This is a genomic window from Solwaraspora sp. WMMD406, assembly GCF_029626025.1.
GTDB lineage: Bacteria > Actinomycetota > Actinomycetes > Mycobacteriales > Micromonosporaceae > Micromonospora_E.
Map to the genome: position 1 here is coordinate 539828 of NZ_JARUBF010000001.1, position 20245 is coordinate 560072.

Annotated in this window: 17 protein-coding genes, 1 tRNA gene and 1 pseudogene; 8 read left to right on the forward strand and 11 right to left on the reverse strand. The window is 69.6% G+C overall.

Features of this window, described 5'->3' with window-relative positions; genetic code table 11:
• Nucleotides 1-23 precede the first annotated feature (23 nt).
• Nucleotides 24-2225 carry a (Fe-S)-binding protein gene (locus O7632_RS02330; RefSeq protein WP_278111028.1) on the reverse strand — a complete coding sequence of 734 codons (2202 nt, stop codon included), beginning with the start codon at nucleotides 2223-2225 and terminating at the stop codon, nucleotides 24-26.
• A 237-nt stretch (nucleotides 2226-2462) separates the two neighbouring features.
• Entirely contained in the window at nucleotides 2463-2726 is a 264-nt protein-coding gene (locus O7632_RS02335; protein ID WP_278119775.1) for a cell division protein CrgA, read from the reverse strand.
• Between the two features lie 230 nt (nucleotides 2727-2956).
• Between O7632_RS02335 and O7632_RS02340 the strand changes: the two genes are divergently transcribed.
• From O7632_RS02340 to O7632_RS02355, 4 genes and pseudogenes are all read left to right on the forward strand, one after another.
• Nucleotides 2957-3769, forward strand: a complete 813-nt coding sequence (locus O7632_RS02340) for a DUF881 domain-containing protein (RefSeq protein WP_278111029.1) — start codon at nucleotides 2957-2959, stop codon at nucleotides 3767-3769.
• Between the two features lie 98 nt (nucleotides 3770-3867).
• Nucleotides 3868-4869 (forward strand): annotated as a pseudogene (locus O7632_RS02345) (class E sortase); the annotation flags it as partial.
• Nucleotides 4870-4916: 47 nt separating this feature from the next.
• Nucleotides 4917-5258: a hypothetical protein gene (locus O7632_RS02350; RefSeq protein ID WP_278111031.1), complete on the forward strand. Its 342-nt coding sequence runs from the start codon at nucleotides 4917-4919 to the stop codon at nucleotides 5256-5258.
• 37 nt (nucleotides 5259-5295) lie between these two features.
• Nucleotides 5296-5946 carry an aminodeoxychorismate/anthranilate synthase component II gene (locus O7632_RS02355; protein WP_278111033.1) on the forward strand — a complete coding sequence of 217 codons (651 nt, stop codon included), beginning with the start codon at nucleotides 5296-5298 and terminating at the stop codon, nucleotides 5944-5946.
• 85 nt (nucleotides 5947-6031) lie between these two features.
• Here O7632_RS02355 and pknB read toward each other — a convergent pair whose 3' ends face one another.
• From pknB to O7632_RS02390, 7 genes are all read right to left on the reverse strand, one after another.
• Nucleotides 6032-7870, reverse strand: a complete 1839-nt coding sequence (gene pknB / locus O7632_RS02360) for a Stk1 family PASTA domain-containing Ser/Thr kinase (protein ID WP_278111035.1) — start codon at nucleotides 7868-7870, stop codon at nucleotides 6032-6034.
• Nucleotides 7867-9417: a serine/threonine protein kinase gene (locus O7632_RS02365; RefSeq protein ID WP_278111037.1), complete on the reverse strand. Its 1551-nt coding sequence runs from the start codon at nucleotides 9415-9417 to the stop codon at nucleotides 7867-7869. Before O7632_RS02365 ends, pknB begins: the two co-directional genes overlap by 4 nt.
• Nucleotide 9418: 1 nt before the next feature.
• Nucleotides 9419-10927 carry a penicillin-binding transpeptidase domain-containing protein gene (locus O7632_RS02370; protein ID WP_278111039.1) on the reverse strand — a complete coding sequence of 503 codons (1509 nt, stop codon included), beginning with the start codon at nucleotides 10925-10927 and terminating at the stop codon, nucleotides 9419-9421.
• Entirely contained in the window at nucleotides 10924-12366 is a 1443-nt protein-coding gene (locus O7632_RS02375) for an FtsW/RodA/SpoVE family cell cycle protein (RefSeq protein WP_278119776.1), read from the reverse strand. Before O7632_RS02375 ends, O7632_RS02370 begins: the two co-directional genes overlap by 4 nt.
• A gap of 79 nt (nucleotides 12367-12445) precedes the next feature.
• A complete protein-coding gene (locus O7632_RS02380) occupies nucleotides 12446-13945 on the reverse strand; it encodes a PP2C family serine/threonine-protein phosphatase (RefSeq protein ID WP_278111040.1) in 1500 nt (499 codons plus the stop codon).
• Nucleotides 13942-14424, reverse strand: coding sequence for an FHA domain-containing protein (locus O7632_RS02385; RefSeq protein ID WP_278111042.1), 483 nt, complete (start codon nucleotides 14422-14424; stop codon nucleotides 13942-13944). Before O7632_RS02385 ends, O7632_RS02380 begins: the two co-directional genes overlap by 4 nt.
• Nucleotides 14425-14426: 2 nt before the next feature.
• Nucleotides 14427-15233 (reverse strand): DUF3662 and FHA domain-containing protein, encoded by an 807-nt coding sequence (locus O7632_RS02390; RefSeq protein WP_278111044.1) that lies wholly within the window; start codon nucleotides 15231-15233, stop codon nucleotides 14427-14429.
• Nucleotides 15234-15480: 247 nt separating this feature from the next.
• On the opposite strand from O7632_RS02390, the gene O7632_RS02395 reads away from it, so the two are divergent.
• The 3 genes from O7632_RS02395 (at nucleotide 15481) to O7632_RS02405 (ending at nucleotide 17574) form a co-directional block, all read left to right on the forward strand.
• Nucleotides 15481-15566 (forward strand) — tRNA-Leu (locus tag O7632_RS02395).
• A gap of 131 nt (nucleotides 15567-15697) precedes the next feature.
• Nucleotides 15698-16771, forward strand: a complete 1074-nt coding sequence (locus O7632_RS02400) for an NAD-dependent epimerase/dehydratase family protein (protein WP_278111046.1) — start codon at nucleotides 15698-15700, stop codon at nucleotides 16769-16771.
• The gene (locus tag O7632_RS02405; RefSeq protein ID WP_278119778.1) at nucleotides 16768-17574 is read left to right on the forward strand and encodes a WecB/TagA/CpsF family glycosyltransferase; all 807 of its coding nucleotides are present in this window, start codon (nucleotides 16768-16770) and stop codon (nucleotides 17572-17574) included. Before O7632_RS02400 ends, O7632_RS02405 begins: the two co-directional genes overlap by 4 nt.
• Nucleotides 17575-17813: 239 nt before the next feature.
• On the opposite strand, the gene O7632_RS02410 is transcribed toward O7632_RS02405, so the two are convergent.
• The gene (locus tag O7632_RS02410) at nucleotides 17814-18113 is read right to left on the reverse strand and encodes a hypothetical protein (RefSeq protein WP_278111047.1); all 300 of its coding nucleotides are present in this window, start codon (nucleotides 18111-18113) and stop codon (nucleotides 17814-17816) included.
• 166 nt (nucleotides 18114-18279) lie between these two features.
• Nucleotides 18280-18654 (reverse strand): hypothetical protein, encoded by a 375-nt coding sequence (locus O7632_RS02415; protein ID WP_278111048.1) that lies wholly within the window; start codon nucleotides 18652-18654, stop codon nucleotides 18280-18282.
• 118 nt (nucleotides 18655-18772) lie between these two features.
• Between O7632_RS02415 and O7632_RS02420 the strand changes: the two genes are divergently transcribed.
• The gene (locus tag O7632_RS02420) at nucleotides 18773-20131 is read left to right on the forward strand and encodes an IS4 family transposase (RefSeq protein WP_278111049.1); all 1359 of its coding nucleotides are present in this window, start codon (nucleotides 18773-18775) and stop codon (nucleotides 20129-20131) included.
• Nucleotides 20132-20245: the final 114 nt, after the last annotated feature.

Consider the following 20245-nt stretch of genomic DNA (forward strand, 5'->3'; position numbering starts at 1 on the left):
CCGGTACGCGCTGATCACCCTGGTCACGACGCGTCGGTCGCGGATGATGCTACCGCCGGCCGTACGGATCGCAGCAGCACGGTCGCCACGTCGACGACCTCGACGTTCTCGGCCGCCGCGCCGCTGGACTGTTTGCCGGTGACCCCGTCGCCGAGCATAGTGAAGCAGAAGGGGCAACCGACGGCGATCGTCTGCGCGCCGGTGGACAGCGCCTCCTCGACCCGGTCGACGTTGATCCGCTTTCCGATCCGCTCCTCCATCCACATCCGGGCTCCGCCGGCGCCGCAGCAGAAGGACCGCTCCGAGTTGCGCGGCATCTCGCGTACGGCGTCGCCGGCACCGAGCGCGGCTCCGAGCACCTCGCGGGGCGGGCTGAACACCCGGTTGTGTCGTCCCAGGTAGCAGGGGTCGTGGTAGGTCAGTCCGCCGTCGACCGGGGTGACCGGGGTGAGCTTGCCGGTGGCGACCAGGTGGGCCAGCAGCTGCGTGTGGTGTACGACCTCGAAGTGGCCGCCGAGCTGCCCGTACTCGTTGCCGAGGGTGTTGAAGCAGTGCGGGCAGGTAGCGACGATCTTGCGCTTGGCGGGCTCGCGGTCGCCGAACGCCTCGTTGAGGGTCTCGACGTTTTGTTGGGCGAGCATCTGGAAGACGAACTCGTTGCCGATCCGGCGGGCCGGGTCACCGGTGCAGGTCTCACCCTCGCCGAGGATGGCGAAGTCGACGCCGGCTTCGTTCAGCAGGGTCGCCACGGCGCGGGTGGTCTTCTTGGCCCGGTCCTCGAACGCGCCGGCGCAGCCGACCCAGAACAGGTATTCGAAGTCGTCCACCTCGCCGACCCGGGGTACCTCGAAGTCGAGGCCCTTGGTCCAGTCCTCCCGGGTGTTCTGCGGCGCGCCCCATGGGTTGCCCTTGTTTTCCAGGTTGCGCAGCATCACGCCGGCCTCGCTGGGGAAGCTCGACTCGATCAGGACCTGGTAGCGACGCATGTCGACGATGTGGTCGACGTGTTCGATGTCGACCGGGCACTGTTCGACGCAGGCGCCGCAGGTGGTGCAGGACCAGAGCACGTCCGGATCGATGATCCCGCCGTCCTCGGCACCGCCGATCAGCGGGCGGTCCGCTTCGGCCAGGGCCAGGGCGTCGACCTTGGCGAGCTGTTCGGCGGTGCCCTTCTCCTCGCCGGTGAGGTCCTTGCCGCCCCCGGCCAGCAGGTAGGGGGCCTTGGCGTACGCGTGGTCGCGCAGCGACAGGACGAGCAGTTTCGGCGACAGTGGCTTGGCGGTGTTCCAGGCCGGACACTGCGACTGGCAGCGGCCGCATTCGGTGCAGGTGGTGAAGTCGAGCAGGCCCTTCCAGCCGAACTGCTCGACCTGGGCCACCCCGAACTGGTCGGATTCGGGGTCGGCTTCTTCGAAGTCGAGCGGCTTGCCGTCGCTCATCATCGGACGCAGCGCGCCCAGACCCGAGTTGGCTTTGCCTGGGTCACGCTTGAAGTAGATGTTGAAGAAGGCGGCGAACCGGTGCCAGGCGACGCCCATGGTCAAGGTCAGGGCGATGACGATGACCCAGGTCATCGAGATCAGGATCTTGATGAGGGCGGTCACGCTGATCGCCGCGTCCGAGGCGGGGAGTACGGCGCCGAGCGCGTGGCTGACCGGGGTGGCCCAGACGGGGAAATCGAAGTGGTCCGTGGCGACGCGGAAGCCTCGGATGAGGAAGCCGCAGATCAGGACGGCCAGCACGACAGCTTCGACGAAGTAGCCCTGCCACATGGTCGAGCCGGTGAACCGGGAACGTCCGCCGGCTCGGGTCGGCCGGTTGATCAGCCGGATGGCGATGAGCACTCCGATCCCGACCATTCCCAGGATCGAGACGAGTTCGGTGACGAGTCCGTAGATCAGCCAGCCGCCGATGACCGGGATGCCGCCTCCGGCGTCAACGACCTCGAAGTACGCCTCCAGCACCAACACCGAGAGCACGATGAACGCGATCATCACGAACCAGTGCGCCGCGCCGACCACGCTCCAGCGGAGCATCCGGGTGTGGCCGAGTGTCTCGGTGAGCATCACCCGGGCTCGGGTCGCCGGATCGCCGAACCGGGTCGGGTCGGGTCGGCCGAGACGGATGATCGAGACGAACTGCCAGACCGCCCGGCCGGCGAGCGTCACCGCCACGGCGGTGACGATGGCGGCAACGATCGTGGTGGCGACCTGGACGGTGCCCATGCGTTGGCCTCCCGGTGTGCTTCCGACGAGCGGCTGAGGTGACCGGAGGGCCGGTCACCACACAGCCTACCGTCAGGTTACCCACCGGTAACGTGGGACACCTCACGATCAGCCGGCCACCCGGTATCGCCACCTTAGGGCAGCACGACACGTCGTACTCGCCCGGGCGACCCAGAGTCGCCGGACGGCCAGGCGGGAGGGGAGAGCGAGGAGCGGCAGATAGTCAGCGGAAGGCGGTCAGCGCCAGCGCGAGAGCAGGATCAGCGAACTCACCATCGCACCGAAGCCCACGGCGAGATTCCAGTAGCCCCAGGTAGCCACGGGGTAGGCCGTCTCCGACAGGTAGTAGACGACCAGCCAGCCGATGCCGAAGACGATCAGCGAGACCGCGGCGATCGGCAGCCAGATCGGGCTCGGCTTACGAGTGGCAGCCGTCTGGGTTGGCCGGACGTCGGTCGGCGGGGTGTAGACCTTCTTCTTGCGAACTTGCGACTTGGGCACGACGCTCTCCTGGGTGACAGTCATCCGGCCCGACAACCGGACGCAGCGGCGACGGTCCATGGCCAATAATGTTCACCAGCTAGCGTAGTCAAGTTGGCGCGTTCCGGCCATGGACGGGTGCCGGGCAGAGCCGACAACTGGGCACGACCGGCACCACCAGGGACAATATCCAACACTGGTGGTCCACTATGCGGACAGTTGTCGATGGCTACGGGTACCGGAGGCTTCAGATGGAGTACACGTCCGGCAGCGCGTCCTGGCGGGACGTGGTCCGTCGGGCCGCCACCGGCCTGCTGCGGCGGCCGGGGGGTCGCCGCCCAGCCGGTTGGGCCGTGGGCGTACCGCTCATCGCGCTCACCGCCGGCCTGCTCTTCACGACGACCGCCACCACGGCCGGTGGCACCACCTTGCGGGAGGATCGGCGACCGCAGCTGGCCCAGTTGATCAACGACCGCCGTGCCCAACTCGCGGTCGCCGAGGAACGAGCGGCGGCGCTGCGCGCCCAGGTCGACCAGCAGGCCGCGCTGGTCGCCGGGTCCGACCAGCCGATCGCCGATCAACGGGCCCGGGTCGAGGCCAACCAGCCGGCCGCCGGCTTCACCGCCCTGGCCGGTCCCGGCATCGTCGTCGAACTCGACGACGCTCCCCGGCTGACCGACCTGCCCGACGGTGCCAGCAACGACGACTTGGTGGTGCACCAGGGCGACGTGCAGGCGGTGGTCAACGCGCTGTGGGCAGGGGGCGCGGAGGCAATGTCGATCATGGATGTACGGGTCCTCGCCACCAGCGCGGTACGCTGTGTCGGAAACACGCTGCTGTTGCATGGCGGGGTCTACTCACCCCCTTTCCGGATCGCCGCCATCGGTGATCCGAGCGCCCTGCAGGAGGCGCTCGCCGGATCGGAGGGGGTCCAGTTGTTCCAGGACGCGGTGACCCACTTCCAGCTCGGCTACCGTGAGACCGTCGAGTCGGAGCTGACCGTTCCCGCATTCGAAGGGTCGGCGACACTGCACCACACCGACGTCCCGGAGCTGGCGCGATGACGGCGGCGGGACCGCCGGGTGGTACCGGCTGGTCCAGGAGCCCGGACGACATCGACTGGGCCGCTACCCGGGACGACACCGTCTGGCCGGCGGCCGATGCCCGCCCGCCGGGCCGACACAGCCGCACCCCGGCGTACCCGGTCGACGACGCCACCGCGGTCATCCCGCGCTTCACCGGCCGCCCGCCGTACCCCGATCGCCGCGACGAGCACGCGACGAGCGTGCTGCCGGTCGTGATCAGCTCCTACCAGCCACCGGTGGACGCGACCCGCAGATCGCCGGACACCAGTGCCGACGCCGATGCCGAGCCCGGCGACCACGGCCAGCCGGCGCGGCGCGGCGAACGGGTCGTCAAGCTCCGGCCGCAGCGGACCGACTCCGGATACAAGAGCGTCTACTCCGAGTTGACCAGGCCGACGGTCTGGAGCCGGCTCCGTACCACCGCCCGGGTCTCCGGCGAACTACTGATCACTCTCGGGATGGTCGTGCTGCTGTTCGCCGGCTACGAGATCTGGGGCAAGTCGGTGATCGTCAACGCCCACCAGGAGGATCTGAGCCAGCAGCTGGCGCAGCAGTGGGCGGACGTACCGGATCCGGTGGTCAGCGACGGTCCGGCGGCCACCCCTTCACCGTCCTCCGCCCCGGTGTACGGCACGCCCGTCGCCGGCCTGTACATCCCCAGGATCGACAAGAACTGGATCGTGGTCGAGGGCGTCGAGCAGGACGACATCCGCTACGCGCCAGGCCACTATCCGGCCAGTGCGGGACCAGGCGAGATCGGCAACTTTTCGGTCGCCGGTCACCGCAACCGGGCCACCTTCTGGCGGCTCGACGAGCTGCGCACCGGCGACGCCGTCGTGCTCGAAGACCGGGACACCTGGCACGTGTACGAGGTGACCCGCAGCCACATCGTGCGCCCGAACCAGACCGATGTGGTCGCCCCGGTCCCGGGGCGGCGCGGTGCCGACCCGACCGTGGCGATGCTGACCCTGACCACCTGCCATCCGAAGTTCGACAACTACCAACGGCTGATCGTGCACGCCGCCCTGGTCCGCAGCCAGTCCAAGGCCGACGGCCGCCCGGCCGAGCTGGGTGACTGACGTGTACGGGTGGGTGGCTGACGTGTACGGGTGGGTGGCTGACTGACGTGTACGCGTGGATCTGGCGGAAGCTCCCGTTCGGCCTGCCGGGCAAGGTGATCGGGTCCGCCGTACTCGCCGGCCTGGCGGTGGCGCTGCTCTGGTTCGTCGTCTTCCCCTGGGCGGAACCCCTGCTGCCGTTCGACGACTCACAGGTCATCGACGATGGTTCCGGCGGCGCACCGGCTGACGGCGGCCCGGTCGGCGGCGATCCGGACGGCGGCACCAGCGGACCGGAGGGCGGCGCCCCCGACGGCGGCGATCCGGACGGCGGCGGCCTGGGCGAGCACGACCTGCCGTACGACACCGAGTCAAGCAATCCCGAACCATCATCCGATAACGGTGACTAGGTCCATTCCGACAGCGGCGACGAGATCAGGTGACGGCGTGCGCGTACTGGTGATCGACAACTACGACTCGTTCGTGTTCAACCTCGTGCAGTACCTGGGCCAGTTGGGCGCCGAATGCGAGGTACGGCGCAACGACGAGCTGACCGTGGCCGAGGTGGGTCGGCTCGGTGCCGCCGGGATCCTGCTCTCCCCGGGGCCGGGTACGCCGGAACGGGCCGGGATCTGCCTGGACGTCATCTCCGCGTACGCCAGCCGGCTGCCGATCTTCGGCGTCTGCCTGGGTCACCAGGCGATCGGCGCGGCGTACGGCGGGGTCGTCGAGCGGGCACCGGAACTCCTGCACGGCAAGACCTCGCTGGTCCACCACAACGGGGCCGGGGTGCTGGCCGGTCTGCCGGAGCCGTTCACCGCCACCCGCTACCATTCGCTCGCCGTACGGGCCGAGACGCTGCCCGCCGAGATCGAGGTGACCGGACGCACCGAGTCCGGTGTGGTAATGGCCATGCGGCACCGCGATCTGCCGGTGGAAGGGGTGCAGTTCCACCCCGAGTCGGTGCTCACCGAGGGCGGACATCTGATGCTCGCCAACTGGCTGGCCGGGTGCGGCCTGCCCGCCGCAGTGGATCGGGCGCCTCGGCTCGCCGCCGAGGTCGACGTCCGTCGGCGGGCGGCCTTCGCGGCGGCCTGACCCGGCCGGCCGGCCGGCTACCGTATCGGCCGCCCGACCACCCCACCTGCCGGCCGATCCGACCAGCAGGTGGCTTTCCGACTCGCTACTCCGACGGGATACGGACCGCCGGGGTGGTGGGGATCAGCGTCCCCACGCCGCCGCCGGCACCACCGCCGGAGGTGGGTTCGCCCGTCCCGGCGCCCTCGCCGTCACCGTCGCCCGGTGGTGGCTCGGTCGTCGTCGGTGCCGGGCTCGACGGGGCCGGGCTCGACGGTGTCGGACTCGGCGTCTCCTCGACCTCGCGTGGCTGTGACACGACGATCTCGACCCGCGAGTTCACCTTGGCCTGGCCGCCGTTGGGGTCCTGGCTGGTGACCCGGCCGGCGTCGGCGGGGTCGACCTCCTGGCCCTCGACGACCTGCGGATCGAAGCCGGCCCGTTCCAGGATGGAGATCGCTTCGCTCTGGGTGCTGCCGACCACGTTGGGCACGTTGCGGATGTTGCCCAGCGAGATCTCCACCACGACCGTGGAGCCGACCTCCACCATTTCGCCCTCGTCCGGCACCCGGACCACCTGGTCCTTCGGATCGGCGCTGTCCACCGGCACGAATTCCGGCACCAGTTCGAGGTCGATCAGCGCGTTCTCCGCACCGGACCGGGTGTACCCCTCCAGCGACGGGACCTGCACCATGCCCGGCCCGGCGCAGACGGTCAACTGCACCTCGCTGCCCGGTTCGACCTCGCCGGGCTCCGGGGACTGCGCGACCACGTTGTTGAGGGTGCAGTCCGGGTCTTCGGCAGTGGTGGGGACCGGATTGAGGTTGAGGCTGAGCAGTTGGCGCTGCGCCTCCTCGATCGGCTGGCCGACCAGGCTAGGTAGAACGACGAGTTGTGGTTGCTCGTCGCCGGAGTTCGCCCAGATCAGTCCGGCGGCCAGCGCCACCACGGCGAGCACACCGAGGACGCTGAGGCCGGCGATCACCCCGGGGGACGTCCGGCGCGGCCCGCTGCCGCCGGCCGGGATCCGCTGGGTGGCGCCGGCGGCGGCCATCGCCACGGTCTCGTCCTCGCGCAGCACCGGGGTGGCGTGCACCGGCCGGCCGGTGGCGGCACGGAGCAGGTCGGCGCGCATCTCGCCGGCGCTCTGGTAACGGTTGAGCGGGTTCTTGGCCAGCGCCTTGAGCACGATCGCGTCGACCGGCGGGGTGACGTCCCGGTTGATGTCGCTGGGGGCCCGGGGGTCTTCCCGGACGTGCTGGTACGCCACGCTCACCGGGCTGTCACCGACGAACGGCGGGTGGCCGCAGAGCAGTTCGAACAGCACGCAGCCACCGGCGTAGACGTCGGAGCGGGCGTCGACCGCCTCACCACGGGCCTGCTCGGGCGAGAGGTACTGCGCGGTGCCGATCACCGCCGAGGTCTGGGTCATCGTCGTCGCGCCACTGGCGAGGGCGCGGGCGATCCCGAAGTCCATCACCTTGACCTGGCCGGTCTGCGTCAGCATCACGTTGCCGGGCTTGATGTCGCGGTGGATGATCCCGTGCCGGTGGCTGAACTCCAGGGCCGCGCAGATGTCGGCGCAGATCTCCAGGGCGCGGCGCAGGTCCAGCCGGCCTTCGGCGGCGAGGACCTCTTTGAGGGTACGGCCGTTGACGAACTCCATGACGATGAACGGAAGGGTTTCGCCGGTGGGGGCGTACTCCTCACCGGTGTCGTACACGGCCACGATCGCCGGGTGGTTGAGCGACGCGGCGTTCTGCGCCTCGCGCCGGAAACGTTCCTGGAACGTCCGGTCCCGGGCCAGGTCGGCACGGAGCATCTTGATCGCGACGTCTCGACCGAGCCGCAGGTCACGGCCGCGATGGACCTCGGCCATGCCGCCATAGCCGAGCAACTCGCCGACCTGGTACCTGCCACCAAGCAGGCGGGCCTGCGCCGTCATCGTCTCTGTCGTCCTTCGCTCATCTGATCGTCATCCTGCCCGGACGTGTGCGGTGCCTCCACCGACGGTACGGCTCCGACACCAGTTTCGACGTAGCGCGAGCCCATCTGGTTCTCAGCCGTAACCAATCGCACCGCCGGCTGGACCGGGCCCGCCGAGTTGGCGGCATATTCCTGGACCAGGAAGGCGATCAGGCCGGCGCAGAGCAGCACCACGAGTGCGCCGAGGATGATCGCCAGGACGGTGAACAGTTGCCGGTGTAGTCCACCCGACCGCTGCGGTGCGGCCGGTGGACGGGTCGGGCGGTACGAGTGGGGTGGTTGACCGGGCCCGGCCTGCCGGGCCGGCGGGACGTTGTGATGGTATCCGGCCGGGTAGCGCTGAGGACTCGCCGACGCGGTCCCGGGCAGATGGGGGCCGGCGGTGGGGCCGCCGCTCGTCGGCGGCCGGGGCACCGGCGGCTGGACCATCGGTGAGTTCGGCGCCCCGGACGTCGGGCGGGGCGGCAGCATCGGTCGACCGGCGGCCGACGGGTAGCCGCTGGCCGGAGCCCGGCCCGAGCCTGCGGTGGCGCCACCCGGTGGGCGGGGACCACTCGGATGACCGGGTGCGGTCGGGTAGCCGGGGGCGGCGGGACTGCCGGGATGACCGGGGACGCCGGGCCGGCCAGGGGCGCCGGGGTGTCCTTGGCTGCCGGGGTGTCCCTGGGCGCCGGGTCGGCCCTGTCCGGCGAGGGTGGCGGCGGCCTGCCGGGAGACGGCCGCCATCGCCGCGGCGGCGGGCCACCGGGCGGCCGGGTCCTTGGCCAGGGCGCGTTCGACGATCGCGCGAACCACCGGTGGGATGTCCGACGGGAGGGCACGGGGCGTGTCCCGTACGTGCTTCATGGCGATTTCAAGCGGGTTGTCGCCTTCGAAGGGCCGCCGGCCGGACAGGCACTGGTAGGCGACGACGCCGAGGGCGTACACGTCGGAGGCCGGGGTGGCGACGGCACCGGAGGCCTGCTCCGGAGAGATGTACGAGGCGGTGCCGAGGACCGAACCGGCGGCGGTCAACTGGCCGACCATCTCCGACCGGGCGATGCCGAAGTCGGTCAGCACCAGGGTGCCGTTCGGCCGTACCAGCAGGTTGCCGGGTTTGACGTCCCGATGCACGATGCCCTTGTCGTGGGCGGCCTGCAGGGCGTCGGCGGCCTGGGCGACCAACGCCATCGTCCGGGCCGGGGTGAGTCGGCCCACTCGGGACAGGGTCCGCGACAGCGCGTCGCCCTCGACGTACTCCATGACCAGGAAGGCAATGTGCTGGTCGCTGCCGTAGTCGTAGACGTCGACGACGCCGGGGTGGTTGATGGTCGCCATGGTCCGGGCCTCGCCCCGGAACCGTTCTGCGAACCCCGGCTCCTCCAGCAGCGCCGGGAGCAGGCTCTTGACCGCGACGGTACGGCCGAGCACCTCGTCGGTGCCCCGCCACACGTCGCCCATCCCGCCGCTGGCGATCCGCTCGTCGAGGCGGTACCGCCCACCGAGCAGGACTCCGGAGCTCAGCACGTCATCGCCCCTCCCGCTCGGCGATGACGGCCCGCATGATCTGGCCGGAGATCCGGGCGGCTTCGGCGCTGCCGCCCCCGCCGGCCCCTTCGAGCAGGACGCAGACGGCGGAGATCGGCTCGCCGTCGTCGGTCATGGCGTACCCGATGAACCAGCCGTGGTCCTCGTCGTCCTCGCCGGCCTGGGCGGTGCCAGTCTTGCCGCCGACGGTGTAGCCGTCGATCCGCGCGTTGCGCCCGGTGCCGTTGCGCACCACGCTGACCATCATCTGCTGCAGGTCGCCGGCGACCTGGCCGCTGACCGACTCGCGGAGCTCGCGGGGCGCGGCCGTGTAGTAGCTGCTGGTGCGGTCCGGGCCGAGCAACTGCTGGATCAGGTACGGCCGCATCTGGGTGCCGCCGTTGGCGACCGCGGCGGCGATCATGGCCCCTTCGAGCGGGGTCATCCGTACGTTGTTCTGCCCGATCGACGACTGGGCCAGCGCGGCGCCGTCCTCGCTGCCGTCGGGGTTCTGGATGTCGCCGGTCCGGCTGGGCGCGACCGGCAGGCCGGTGTCGCCGTTGGTCCGGCCGACCACCTGCTCTTCGTCTTCGAACCCGAAGTCGCGGGCCTTGTCCTTGACCCGCTCGGCACCGAGTTCGACGCCGAGTTTCGCGAAGCCGGTGTTGCACGAGTCGGTCAACGCGGTGATCAGGGTGACCTGGTCCTGGGGGCAGATGGAGTTGGCGGCGTTGCGGATGTCGGTGCCCGAGTCGGGGTGCCGGTAGACCGGACCGGCGGAGATCTGGTCCTCGACGCCGACGCCGTTTTCCAGCGCGGCGGCGACGACGACGACCTTGAAGGTGGATCCGGGTGGCAGCACTTCACCGAGCGCCCGGTTGCGCAGCGGCCCGTCCGGGTCGCCGTCGAGGGCGTTGTACGCCTCCTGGGCGGCGTTGGTGTCGTGGCTGGCCAGCGGGTTCGGGTCGTAGCTGGGGATGGAGACCAGCGCCTGGATCGCCCCGGTACGGGGGTCGATGGCGACGGCGGCGCCCTGGTCGACCCCGACCCGGTTTTCGATCAGCTGCCGGTAGGCGGTCTCCTGCGCCCGACGGTTGACGGTCAGCAGCACGTTGCCGCCGCCGGTCTCCTCGCCGGTGAACAGGTCACGGACCCGGTCGGCGAACAGTTGGTCGCTGGTGCCGGCGAGGAAGTCGTTCTCGGCCCGTTCGATCCCGGTCGCGGCGAGGTTGACCGGCTTGTAGCCGATGACGTGGGCGTACAGTTCGTTGTCCGGATAGGTGCGCAGGAACGTGAGTTCGCCGTCCGTCTCGGTGCTGGTGGCCAGGGCCCGGCCACCGGCCTCGATGTTGCCGCGCTGCCGGTCGTACTCGGCGACTTGGACCCGGCCGTTGTAGTCGCTGTTGCGGTACTCGTCGGCCTTGTAGCCCTGGACCCAGTTGAGGTTCGCGAAGAGCAGGCCGAAGAGGATCATGATGACGACGCCGACCCTGCGTAACGGTGCGTTCATCGCTTGATCACCTCCGTGGGCGCGCCGTGCAGCTGGGCGGGCGGTCCGGCGGGGGTGCCGGGTGGCCGGGGGTCGGCCCCGGTGACCGGCCGGCGGCCGGCGTCGGAGATCCGTAGCAGCAGCGCGATCAGCAGCCAGTTCGCCATCAGCGACGAGCCACCGGCGGAGAGAAAGGGCGTGGTCTGACCGGTGAGCGGGATCAAGCCGCTGATCCCGCCGACGATCACGAAGACCTGCAGGGAGACGGTGAACGCCAGCCCACCGGCGAGCAGTTTGCCGAAGGAGTCCCGGACCGCCAGCCCGGCCCGCAGGCCCCGCTCGGCGACCAACAGGTAGATCACCAGCAGGGCGGAGAGGCCGAACAGTCCGATCTCCTCACCGATGCCGGCGAAGATGAAGTCGTTGTGCACCTCGGGCACCTTGAGCGGCTGGCCGCCGCCGGGGCCCGCGCCGAACAGCCCGCCGGTGCCGAGTCCGAGTAGTCCTTGGACGAGTTGGTACCCGTCGGCGTACGGGTCGGAGAAGGGGTCCAGCCAGATGTTCGCCCGCTGGTAGAAGTTGGCGAACGGGCCGCCGACGCTCGCGCCGAGGTAGTACGCCAGGAACGCCCCGCCGAAGAAGAGCAGCAGACCGATAATCAGCCAGCTGACCCGTTCGGTGGCGATGTAGAGCGTCACCACGAACATGCCGAAGTACAGCAGCGAGGTGCCGAGGTCCTTCTGGAACACCAGGACCAGGACGCTCAGCAGCCAGACCACCAGCACCGGGCCCAGGTCTCGGCCACGCGGGAAGTCGATGCCGAGCACCCGCCGGCTGGCGAGCGACAGGACTTCCCGCTTGCGGACCAGGTAGTAGGCGAAGAACGACAACAGCGCCAGCTTGGCGAACTCGCCCGGTTGGATGGAGAAGCCGCCGATCAGGATCCACAGCTTGGCGCCGTTGACCTCGGAGTAGCGGGCCGGGAGGACGGCCGGGATCATCACCAGCACGATGCCGGCCAGCCCGAGGGTGTACGCGTACCGGGCGATCATCTGGTGGTCGCGGACCAGGACGAGCAGACCGGCGGCGAGGACCACAGCGGCCAGGGTCCAGGCCAGCTGCCGGCCACCCGTACCGGCGAAGATCGGGTAGTCGAGCCGCTCGGCGGCGGCGACCTGGGCCAGGTCGTAGCGGCGCAGGAACGCCACACCTATCCCGTTGAGCAGAGCGACCGCCGGCAGCAGGGCCGGGTCGGCGTACGGCGCGAAGAACCGGATGACCAGGTGCAGGCCGACGAAGACCGCGCCGACGACCGCCGTGGGCACCCAGAAGCCGGGCCGGACGGTGCCGAGCACCGCCGCTTCGACAGCGGCGGAGTAGAGCGCGACGACCGCCAGCGCGAGCCCGAGCAGCCCGAGTTCGGCGTTGCGCCGGGTCCGGACGGACCGGACCCGGGGCATCTCGCCGGTGATCGCCGGGTGCGAGGTGGGTCTGACTGGCGCGGTCACTGAAATTCCTTCACGTCGATCGCGCCGGGTCTCAGTCGACCGACCGGCAACCGGCCGGGTTGGTCAACGGTGGCACCGGCTCGACCGGTGGGGCGTCCGGGGTGCTCTCCGGAGCACCGTCGGGCGCGGGCGAATTGATCCCGCTCACGTCCGGCACCACGGTCGGCCCGCCGGTGGGGCTGATCGACGGGACGGGGGCAGTCGCCGGGGGTACCGGAGACCCGGTGGGTGCCACGATCGTCGGTGCCGGCGTCGGTGCCGGCGTCAGCGATGGCGTCGGGGAGGGAGACGGCGGGCAGGTGGGCTTAAGGTTGGGGTTGTCCGGTTCGTCGCGGGTCAGCTCGACCAGGTGGCGCTGCGCCTCGGCTTCGCTGCTGACGTGAATGCCCTGCTTGACCCGGTCCTGCGCGACCGTGGTCAGGTCGTCCAACGCGGTGTCGCTCGTTTCGTGCACGGTGGAGAGACTGACCCCGGCGATCTCACCCGGCATCCCCTGGAAGATCGCCAGCTGGCCGTCACCGGTCGCGCCGACGTAGTACTGCCGCTGGGTGTAGCTCCAGCCACCCCAGATGCCGCCGCCGAGAATGGCGACGAGGACCAGCAGGACGAGCGCCGCGCGGACCGGGTGCCGGCGGGGCCGTTCCGGGTCGTCGTCGCGGCCGGGCGCGGCGGCCTCCGCCGGTTCCGGTACGGCGGCCCGGGGCGCGGACAACGCCGAGGCGCGCGCCGCCGGGGTGGAGTCGTCGGCCGCGGTGGCCATCCCCCGGTCGCGGGCAGCGGCCCCGCCGACGATCGGCGCCTGTTCGTGGATGCTCTGGTCGGTGGCGTCGGCGATGATGACCGTGATGTTGTCCGGCCCACCGCCGCGCAGCGCGAGCTGCACCAGCCGTTCGACGCACTTCTGCGGGTCGGTGTATTCCCGCAGGGTCTCGGCGATGGTCTCCGCGCTGACCACTCCGGAGAGGCCGTCGCTGCAGATCAGGTAACGATCGCCGGCGACGACTTGGCGGACCGAGTACTCCGGGTCGATGTCCCGGCCGTCGAGCGCGCGGGTGAGCAGGGAACGCTGCGGGTGGCTGCTGGCCTCCTCAGCGCTGATCCGGCCCTCGTCGACCAGCATCTGGACGTAGGTGTCGTCCTTGGTGATCTGGGCGAACTCACCGCCGCGCAGCAGGTAGGCACGGGAGTCACCGATGTGCACCATGCCGATCTTGCTGCCGGAGAAGAGGGTGGCGGTCAGCGTGGTGCCCATCCCCTCCAGGTGGGGATTGGCGTCGACGGTGTCCCGCAGATGCTGGTTGGCCAGTCCCACGGCAGAGCGCAGGGCGTCGACCATGGCGTCGTTGGGGACGTCTTCGTCGAGCGGGGCGAGCGCCCCGATGACGATGTTGCTGGCGACGTCACCGGCGGCCATCCCGCCCATGCCGTCGGCCACGGCGAGCAGCCGCGGTCCGGCATAGACGGAATCCTGGTTTCCGTCACGGATCAGTCCGCGGTCACTGTGGGCGGCATAGCGCAGGGTCAGAGTCATGGCCGTAACTCAAGAGATGTGCGGCCGATGCGAATCGGCACGGCTAGGGGTACGGGGGTAGGCCCGGTGACCTTAGCGCGATCGAGGTACGTCCCGTTAGTCGAGCCCATGTCCTCGATGAACCACTGCCCGTCACGGGGCATCAACCGGGCGTGTCGGGCTGACGCATAGTCATCGGTGATCACCAGAGTGGAATCCTCTGCCCGACCAATCGTTATCGGCGTCTCACCCAGAGTGATCCGCGTACCGTTCAGCTGACCTGCCGTCACCACCAGCTGATGCGCGGCCCGCCCCCGTTTCACCTTGGCGGTCCGGGCCGGCGCCGCCCCGCCGCCGACACCACGCGGCGCGGCGACCAGTCGACTCGACCGGGCACCGGCGAAAAGGTCCCGACGGATCACACCGACCACCGTGAACACGAAGATCCACAGCAGGACGATGAACCCGATCCGGGCGACGACAACGACGAATTCGGGCAAGGTTAGCCATCCACTCGGAACGTGAGCGTGGTCGTTCCGAGCTGGATCATGTCACCAGGGTTCAAGGCGACAGCCGAGACCCGCTGACCGTTGACCATGGTCCCGTTGGTCGACCCGAGGTCGGTCAGCACGACCTGCGCACCATCGAAATCCAGCCGGGCGTGTCGACGGGAGATCCCGACGTCCGGCAGACGCAGGTTGGCCTGGTCACCCCGGCCGATCACGGTAGAACCCATCTGCAGCGGATAGGTCCGGCCGTCGCCGGACACCAGCCGGATGTTGCGCCCGGCACCGCCCTGCTGGTGCGGCGGCGGGCCGTACCCGCCGGGCTGCTGCTGCTCGTACGGCGGGTAGCCGGGCGGGCCGCCGGGCATGTCGTACGCCGGCTGTTGCACCGGGGCGACGTCGCCGCCGGTGAAGACCTCGGCGGTGACCCGGAACATGCCGGTGTCCAACCCGTCGCCCCGCTCGATCTCGACGATCACGTCGCCGTACACCGTCCAGGCCTGCTCACCGATGAACTCGGCCTGGGACTGGGCGAGCTCCTGGGCGAGCGCGGCGGCGTACGGCGCCAGCCGGCTGTGGTCGTACGGCGAGAGATCGATCACGTAGCGGTTAGGAACCAGCGTGCGCCCGCCGGCCAGGATCGCCTTGTGCGCCTCCGCCTCCCGCTGCATCGCGTTGAGGATCTCCACCGGGTGCACGACACCCTTGAACACCTTGGCGAAGGCCCCTTCGACTAGGCCTTCCAGACGCTTCTCGAAGCGTTGCAGCACGCTCACCGGCTCCTCCTCGGGTTCCGAGGACATGATGGTATCCGGCCGTCGCCCGTGCCACCCGCACGCCGATCGACCCTGCTCCCGCCCTGTCCCGTACGGCCGGCTCGTCCCGTGCTAGTCTTCGCCAGGCGTCGCGGGCGGTTACCCGCTCGGGACTGCCAGGGACAGCGTAGTATGTCCCGGCACCTGCCAGCGGGTGGGTCCGGCCGACACCCCCTCCGGAGTCGGCGAACGACCCGTCTGGGATAGTCTTCACCGACTGTTCCGGACAGCGTCCGGGGAAGTGGCGGAATGGCAGACGCGCACGGTTCAGGTCCGTGTGCCCGAAAGGGCGTGGGGGTTCAACTCCCCCCTTCCCCACCAGCGGTACGGCCGGTTCGGCCCGTACCTGTGATGTAGTGACAAGAAGGCTCCGCCGGCGGCGGAGCCTTCTTGTACGTGGTGTCCGGATATGCTCTTGATCGTTCCTCCGCCCCCCAGCTCAGGAGTGTCGTGTGAGCGTCGCGTTGGTCACCGGATCCGGCGGTCTGATCGGATCGGAGGCGGTCCGGCACTTCGCCGGGCTCGGCCTGGACGTCGTCGGCATCGACAACGACATGCGCCGCGAGTTCTTCGGCGCCGAGGCCTCCACCGCCTGGAACGTGGAGACGCTGCGGCGTGACCTCGGTGCGGCGTACACCCATCAGGCGGTCGACATCCGCGACCGCGACGCCCTGGCGGGCCTGTTCCGGCGGTACGGCCGGGACATCGCCGTGGTGATCCACACCGCCGCGCAGCCGTCGCACGACTGGGCGGTCCGGGATCCGTTCACCGACTTCGACGTCAACGCCGGCGGCACCCTCAACGTGCTGCAGAACGTCCGGGAACACTGCCCGGAGGCGCCGGTGATCCACTGCTCCACCAACAAGGTGTACGGCGACCGGCCCAACAGCCTGCCGCTGATCGAGCAGGAGACCCGGTGGGAGATCGCCCCGGACCACCCGTACGCGGGCGGGATCACCGAGGACATGTCGATCGACGCCTGCCTGCACTCGGTGTTCGGCGCGTCGAAGGTCGCCGCCGATGTGATGGTGCAGGAGTACGGCCGCTACTTCGGCATCCGTACCGCCTGCTTCCGGGGCGGCACGCTGACCGGGCCGGCGCATTCGGCGACCGAGCTGCACGGCTTCCTCGGCTACCTGATGCGCTGCAACATGGAGCGGCGGACCTACAAGATCTTCGGGTACGGCGGCAAAATGGTCCGCGACGCGATCCACAGCCACGACGTGGTCTCCGCCTTCGAGGCGTTCTTCCGCGACCCGCGCCCGGCAGCGGTCTACAACCTGGGCGGCGGCCGGCACTCCAACTGCTCGCACCTGGAGGCGTTCGCCCTGGCCGAGCAGATCACCGGCCAGCAGATGATCACCGAATACCAGGAGGCCAACCGGGTCGGCGACCACCAGTGGTGGATCGGCTCCAACGCCGCTTTCCAGCGGGACTACCCTGACTGGAAGCAGGTCTACGACGTACCGATGATCCTGCAGGAGATCTACCAGGCCAACGTCGACAAGTGGGTGCCCGGGAAATGATCGACCAGGGCAAGCGCAACCTGCTCGGGGTGCTGGTCGACGCCGTCGACTACGAGACCGCCACCGGGCGGGTGATCGACGCCGCCCGGGAGCGCCGGCCGCTGGCGTTGACCGCGCTCGCCGTACACGGGGTGATGACCGGGGTGCTCGACCCGGCGCACAACGCCCGGCTCAACTCGTTCGACCTGGTCACCCCGGACGGCCAGCCGGTGCGCTGGGGACTCAACCTGCTGCATGGTGCCGGCCTGAAAGACCGGGTGTACGGGCCGACGCTGACCCTGCGGGTGCTGCGGCGCTGCGCCGACGAAGGGCTGCCGATCTACCTGTACGGGTCGACTGAGGAGACGCTGGCCCGGCTGGTGCCCAAACTGGAGCAGATGTTCCCGGCGCTGAAGTTCGCCGGGGTCGAGCCGTCGAAGTTCCGCTCCGTCCAGCCGGGCGAAGAGGTGGAGATCGCGGACCGGATTCGGGCGTCCGGGGCCCGGCTGGTGCTGGTCGGGCTGGGCTGCCCCCGCCAAGAGGTCTTCGCGTACGCCATGCGCCCGCTGCTGGACATGCCGCTGATGGCGGTCGGCGCGGCCTTCGACTACCACGCCGGGCTGCTGCGCAAGCCGCCGTCCTGGATGCAGCGGTACGGCCTGGAGTGGCTGTGGCGGCTCGGGCTGGAGCCGAAACGGCTGTGGCGCCGCTACGTGATCCTCAACCCGGCGTACCTGAGCCGGCTGGGCGCGCAAAAGACCGGACTGTGGTCGGCCACCCCGCCGCCGGCCGCGACTGACCGCCCCGCCACCTTCGCCGTCTGACCCCTACTCAGCTCTGGCTCGACGCCGGCCCGGGTCCTGGTCCGCCTGCCGCGCCGAGTTGCCGAGTTGTCGCCCGCCCGAAAGCTCACGAGTTGAGGGCTGGGGTACGTAATTTTCGAGAATTACGTACCCCAGCCCTCAACTCGCGCACGGACACCGGGCAACGGTGGAGACCAGCCCCGGCGCGCGGGCCTGCGATCGGCCGGGGGCATGATGCTGGTCGGCGCTGATTCGAACGACTACGCCGCTGGCCGCGATTCTTCGGCCTGCCACCAGGCCACAGCTCTGGCGGCGAAGTTGGCGACATCTACGTCGGTAGGAGCGAGGCCGAAGTGGCGCTCCATCCTGTCGCGCAGGAAGCATGTGACGTCGTCTGCGTCCGACCCGGCGGCCAGCCTCGTCAGCAGCGGTCCGAGTAGACAGTCGTACTCGTCGTCGCCGGCGTGGAACTCTCCAACACCGATGGGGTCCCACCCGTTCAGCATCTGGCGCAGCGCCCTTGTCCGGACACGGACTTGCGCCCGCACGGCGCGCTCCATCGGGCTGCTCCTCATCCGCCAACCGTGATCGGGCCGCTGATCGCGGCTACATGTCAATGATCGCCCACGTTTCGACGGCACGACCGATGCCGAGGCAGCCGAGGCGGTGACTGGGGCCGACGCATACCCCACACGCGTGCATGGTATCGGGCTTTGCGACCGAAGATCAGCGGCCGGCCATGAGCACGACCCGGTCGGCTTCCACGTCGTATCCGAGCACGGGCTGGTTCTCCAGGCCTTCGGGGGTCATCAACACCGGCTTGCGTAGCCGGCGGCCGATCGTGGTTAAGAATCGACAGAGGACGTCCAGTTGCTGTTGACCCTGCAGCTCACGCAAATCAACATCAAACTCGATTCGCTCAGCGTCGTAGAGCTGGAATATCGCGAGAACACCGGGTACCGGCCATACCTTCAACTGGACACCGCCCTCGTCACGGAGGCTCAGCATGTCCTCAACCGTGGCGGGCGGTGTACCCGCACCTCCGTCGAACAGGTAAGTAAACTGCCAGCCCTCCGACAGCACGAGGTCAACTAGAGCCAACGCCGCTCGGTTAAGCCGTTGCGGCAGCGGTCAAGGGTGTGTCGGTCGGACATGGGAAAGCGGAGTTCCTGTAACGAGGTGAGTCACTCCAAGACGCCTCGAGACCAGGAACTCCGCTTTGGTCGATCAGATTGCCATAACTCGGACGGTGCGGGTAGCCGCAGGTGTGTTCGCGCCGGGTCATCTGGGTGAGTTGACCCAGTTCCTGCCCTTCGAGATGGTCGATGAGGTCCTTGCCGCGACCCGTCGTACCCAGCAGCGGATCCGGCTACTCCCGGCCCGGGTCGTGGTCTACCTCGTCCTCGCAGGCTGCTTGTTCGCCGAACTCGGCTACGGGCAGGTGTGGCGGAAACCGACCGCCGGTCTGACCGGGCTGGATCTGACCGAGCCGGCCTCAGGCACGTTACGGGAGGCGCGTCAGCGGCTCGGGTCGACGCCGTTGCGGGCCCTGTTCGATCTGCTGCGCGGCCCGGCGGTCACCACGGCGACGCACGCCGTGCGGTGGCGGGGCCTGCTGGTGACAGCGATCGACGGGACCACGATGTCGGTCGCCGACGCCGAGGCGGTCCGGGTCCGTTACCGCAAACAACGGGGTAACCACGGCGGCGCGGGCTACCCGGCACTACGGCTGAGTGTCCTGCTGACCTGCGGCACCCGCTCGATCATCGACGCCGTGTTCGCTCCACTCGGCACCAGCGAACTCGACCAGGCCCGCTCCCTGGCCCGGAGCCTGGCCGCCGGGATGCTGCTGTTGGCCGACCGTAACTACGCCGCCGCCGACCTCATCCAGACACTCGCCGCCACCAGGGCCGACCTGCTGATCCGCTGCAAGAACGGCCGCCGCCTGCCGGTGATCCGCCGGTACCACGACGGATCCTGGCTGTCGACCATCGGCACGGTACGGGTGCGGGTCGTGGACGCTGAGATCAGCGTCCAGACCATCGACGGCGTCCGCACGGGCGGCTACCGGCTGATCACCACCCTGCTCGACCCACGCACCCACCCGGCCGGCGAACTGATAAAGCTGTACCACCGCCGGTGGGAGGTCGAAACCGCCTACCTGGAGATCAAATCCAGCATCCTCGGCGGCCGGGTCCTGCGCGCGCGTACTCCCGACGGCATCGACCAGGAGGTCTACGCCCTGCTGGTCGTCTACCAGATCCTGCGTAACGCCATGACCGACGCCACCGACAGCCGGCCCGGCACCGGCCCTGACCGGGCCAGCTTCACCACCGCCCTGAACGCCGCCCGCGACCAGGTCACCCACGCCGCCGGCGTCCTCGCCGACACCGTCATCGACCTGGTCGGCGCCATCGGTCGTGCGGTTCTGGCCCACCTGCTACCTGAGCGTCGGATCCGGGTGAAGACCCGCATGATCAAACGCTCGAACTCCAAGTACCAAGCCCGCGGACCCAACGTAGACCGACGCAGCTACAAAGCCACCATAGCCATCGATATAATCACAAACACTTGCTAACCATCCACCCGCCCTAACCGAGCGGCGTTGCAACTAGAGCACGCCAGTCCTCGACGGTCGTCTCCGGCACATGCACATCTGGGAGTGTCCCGTTCAGGTCAAGGTCGAACCAGT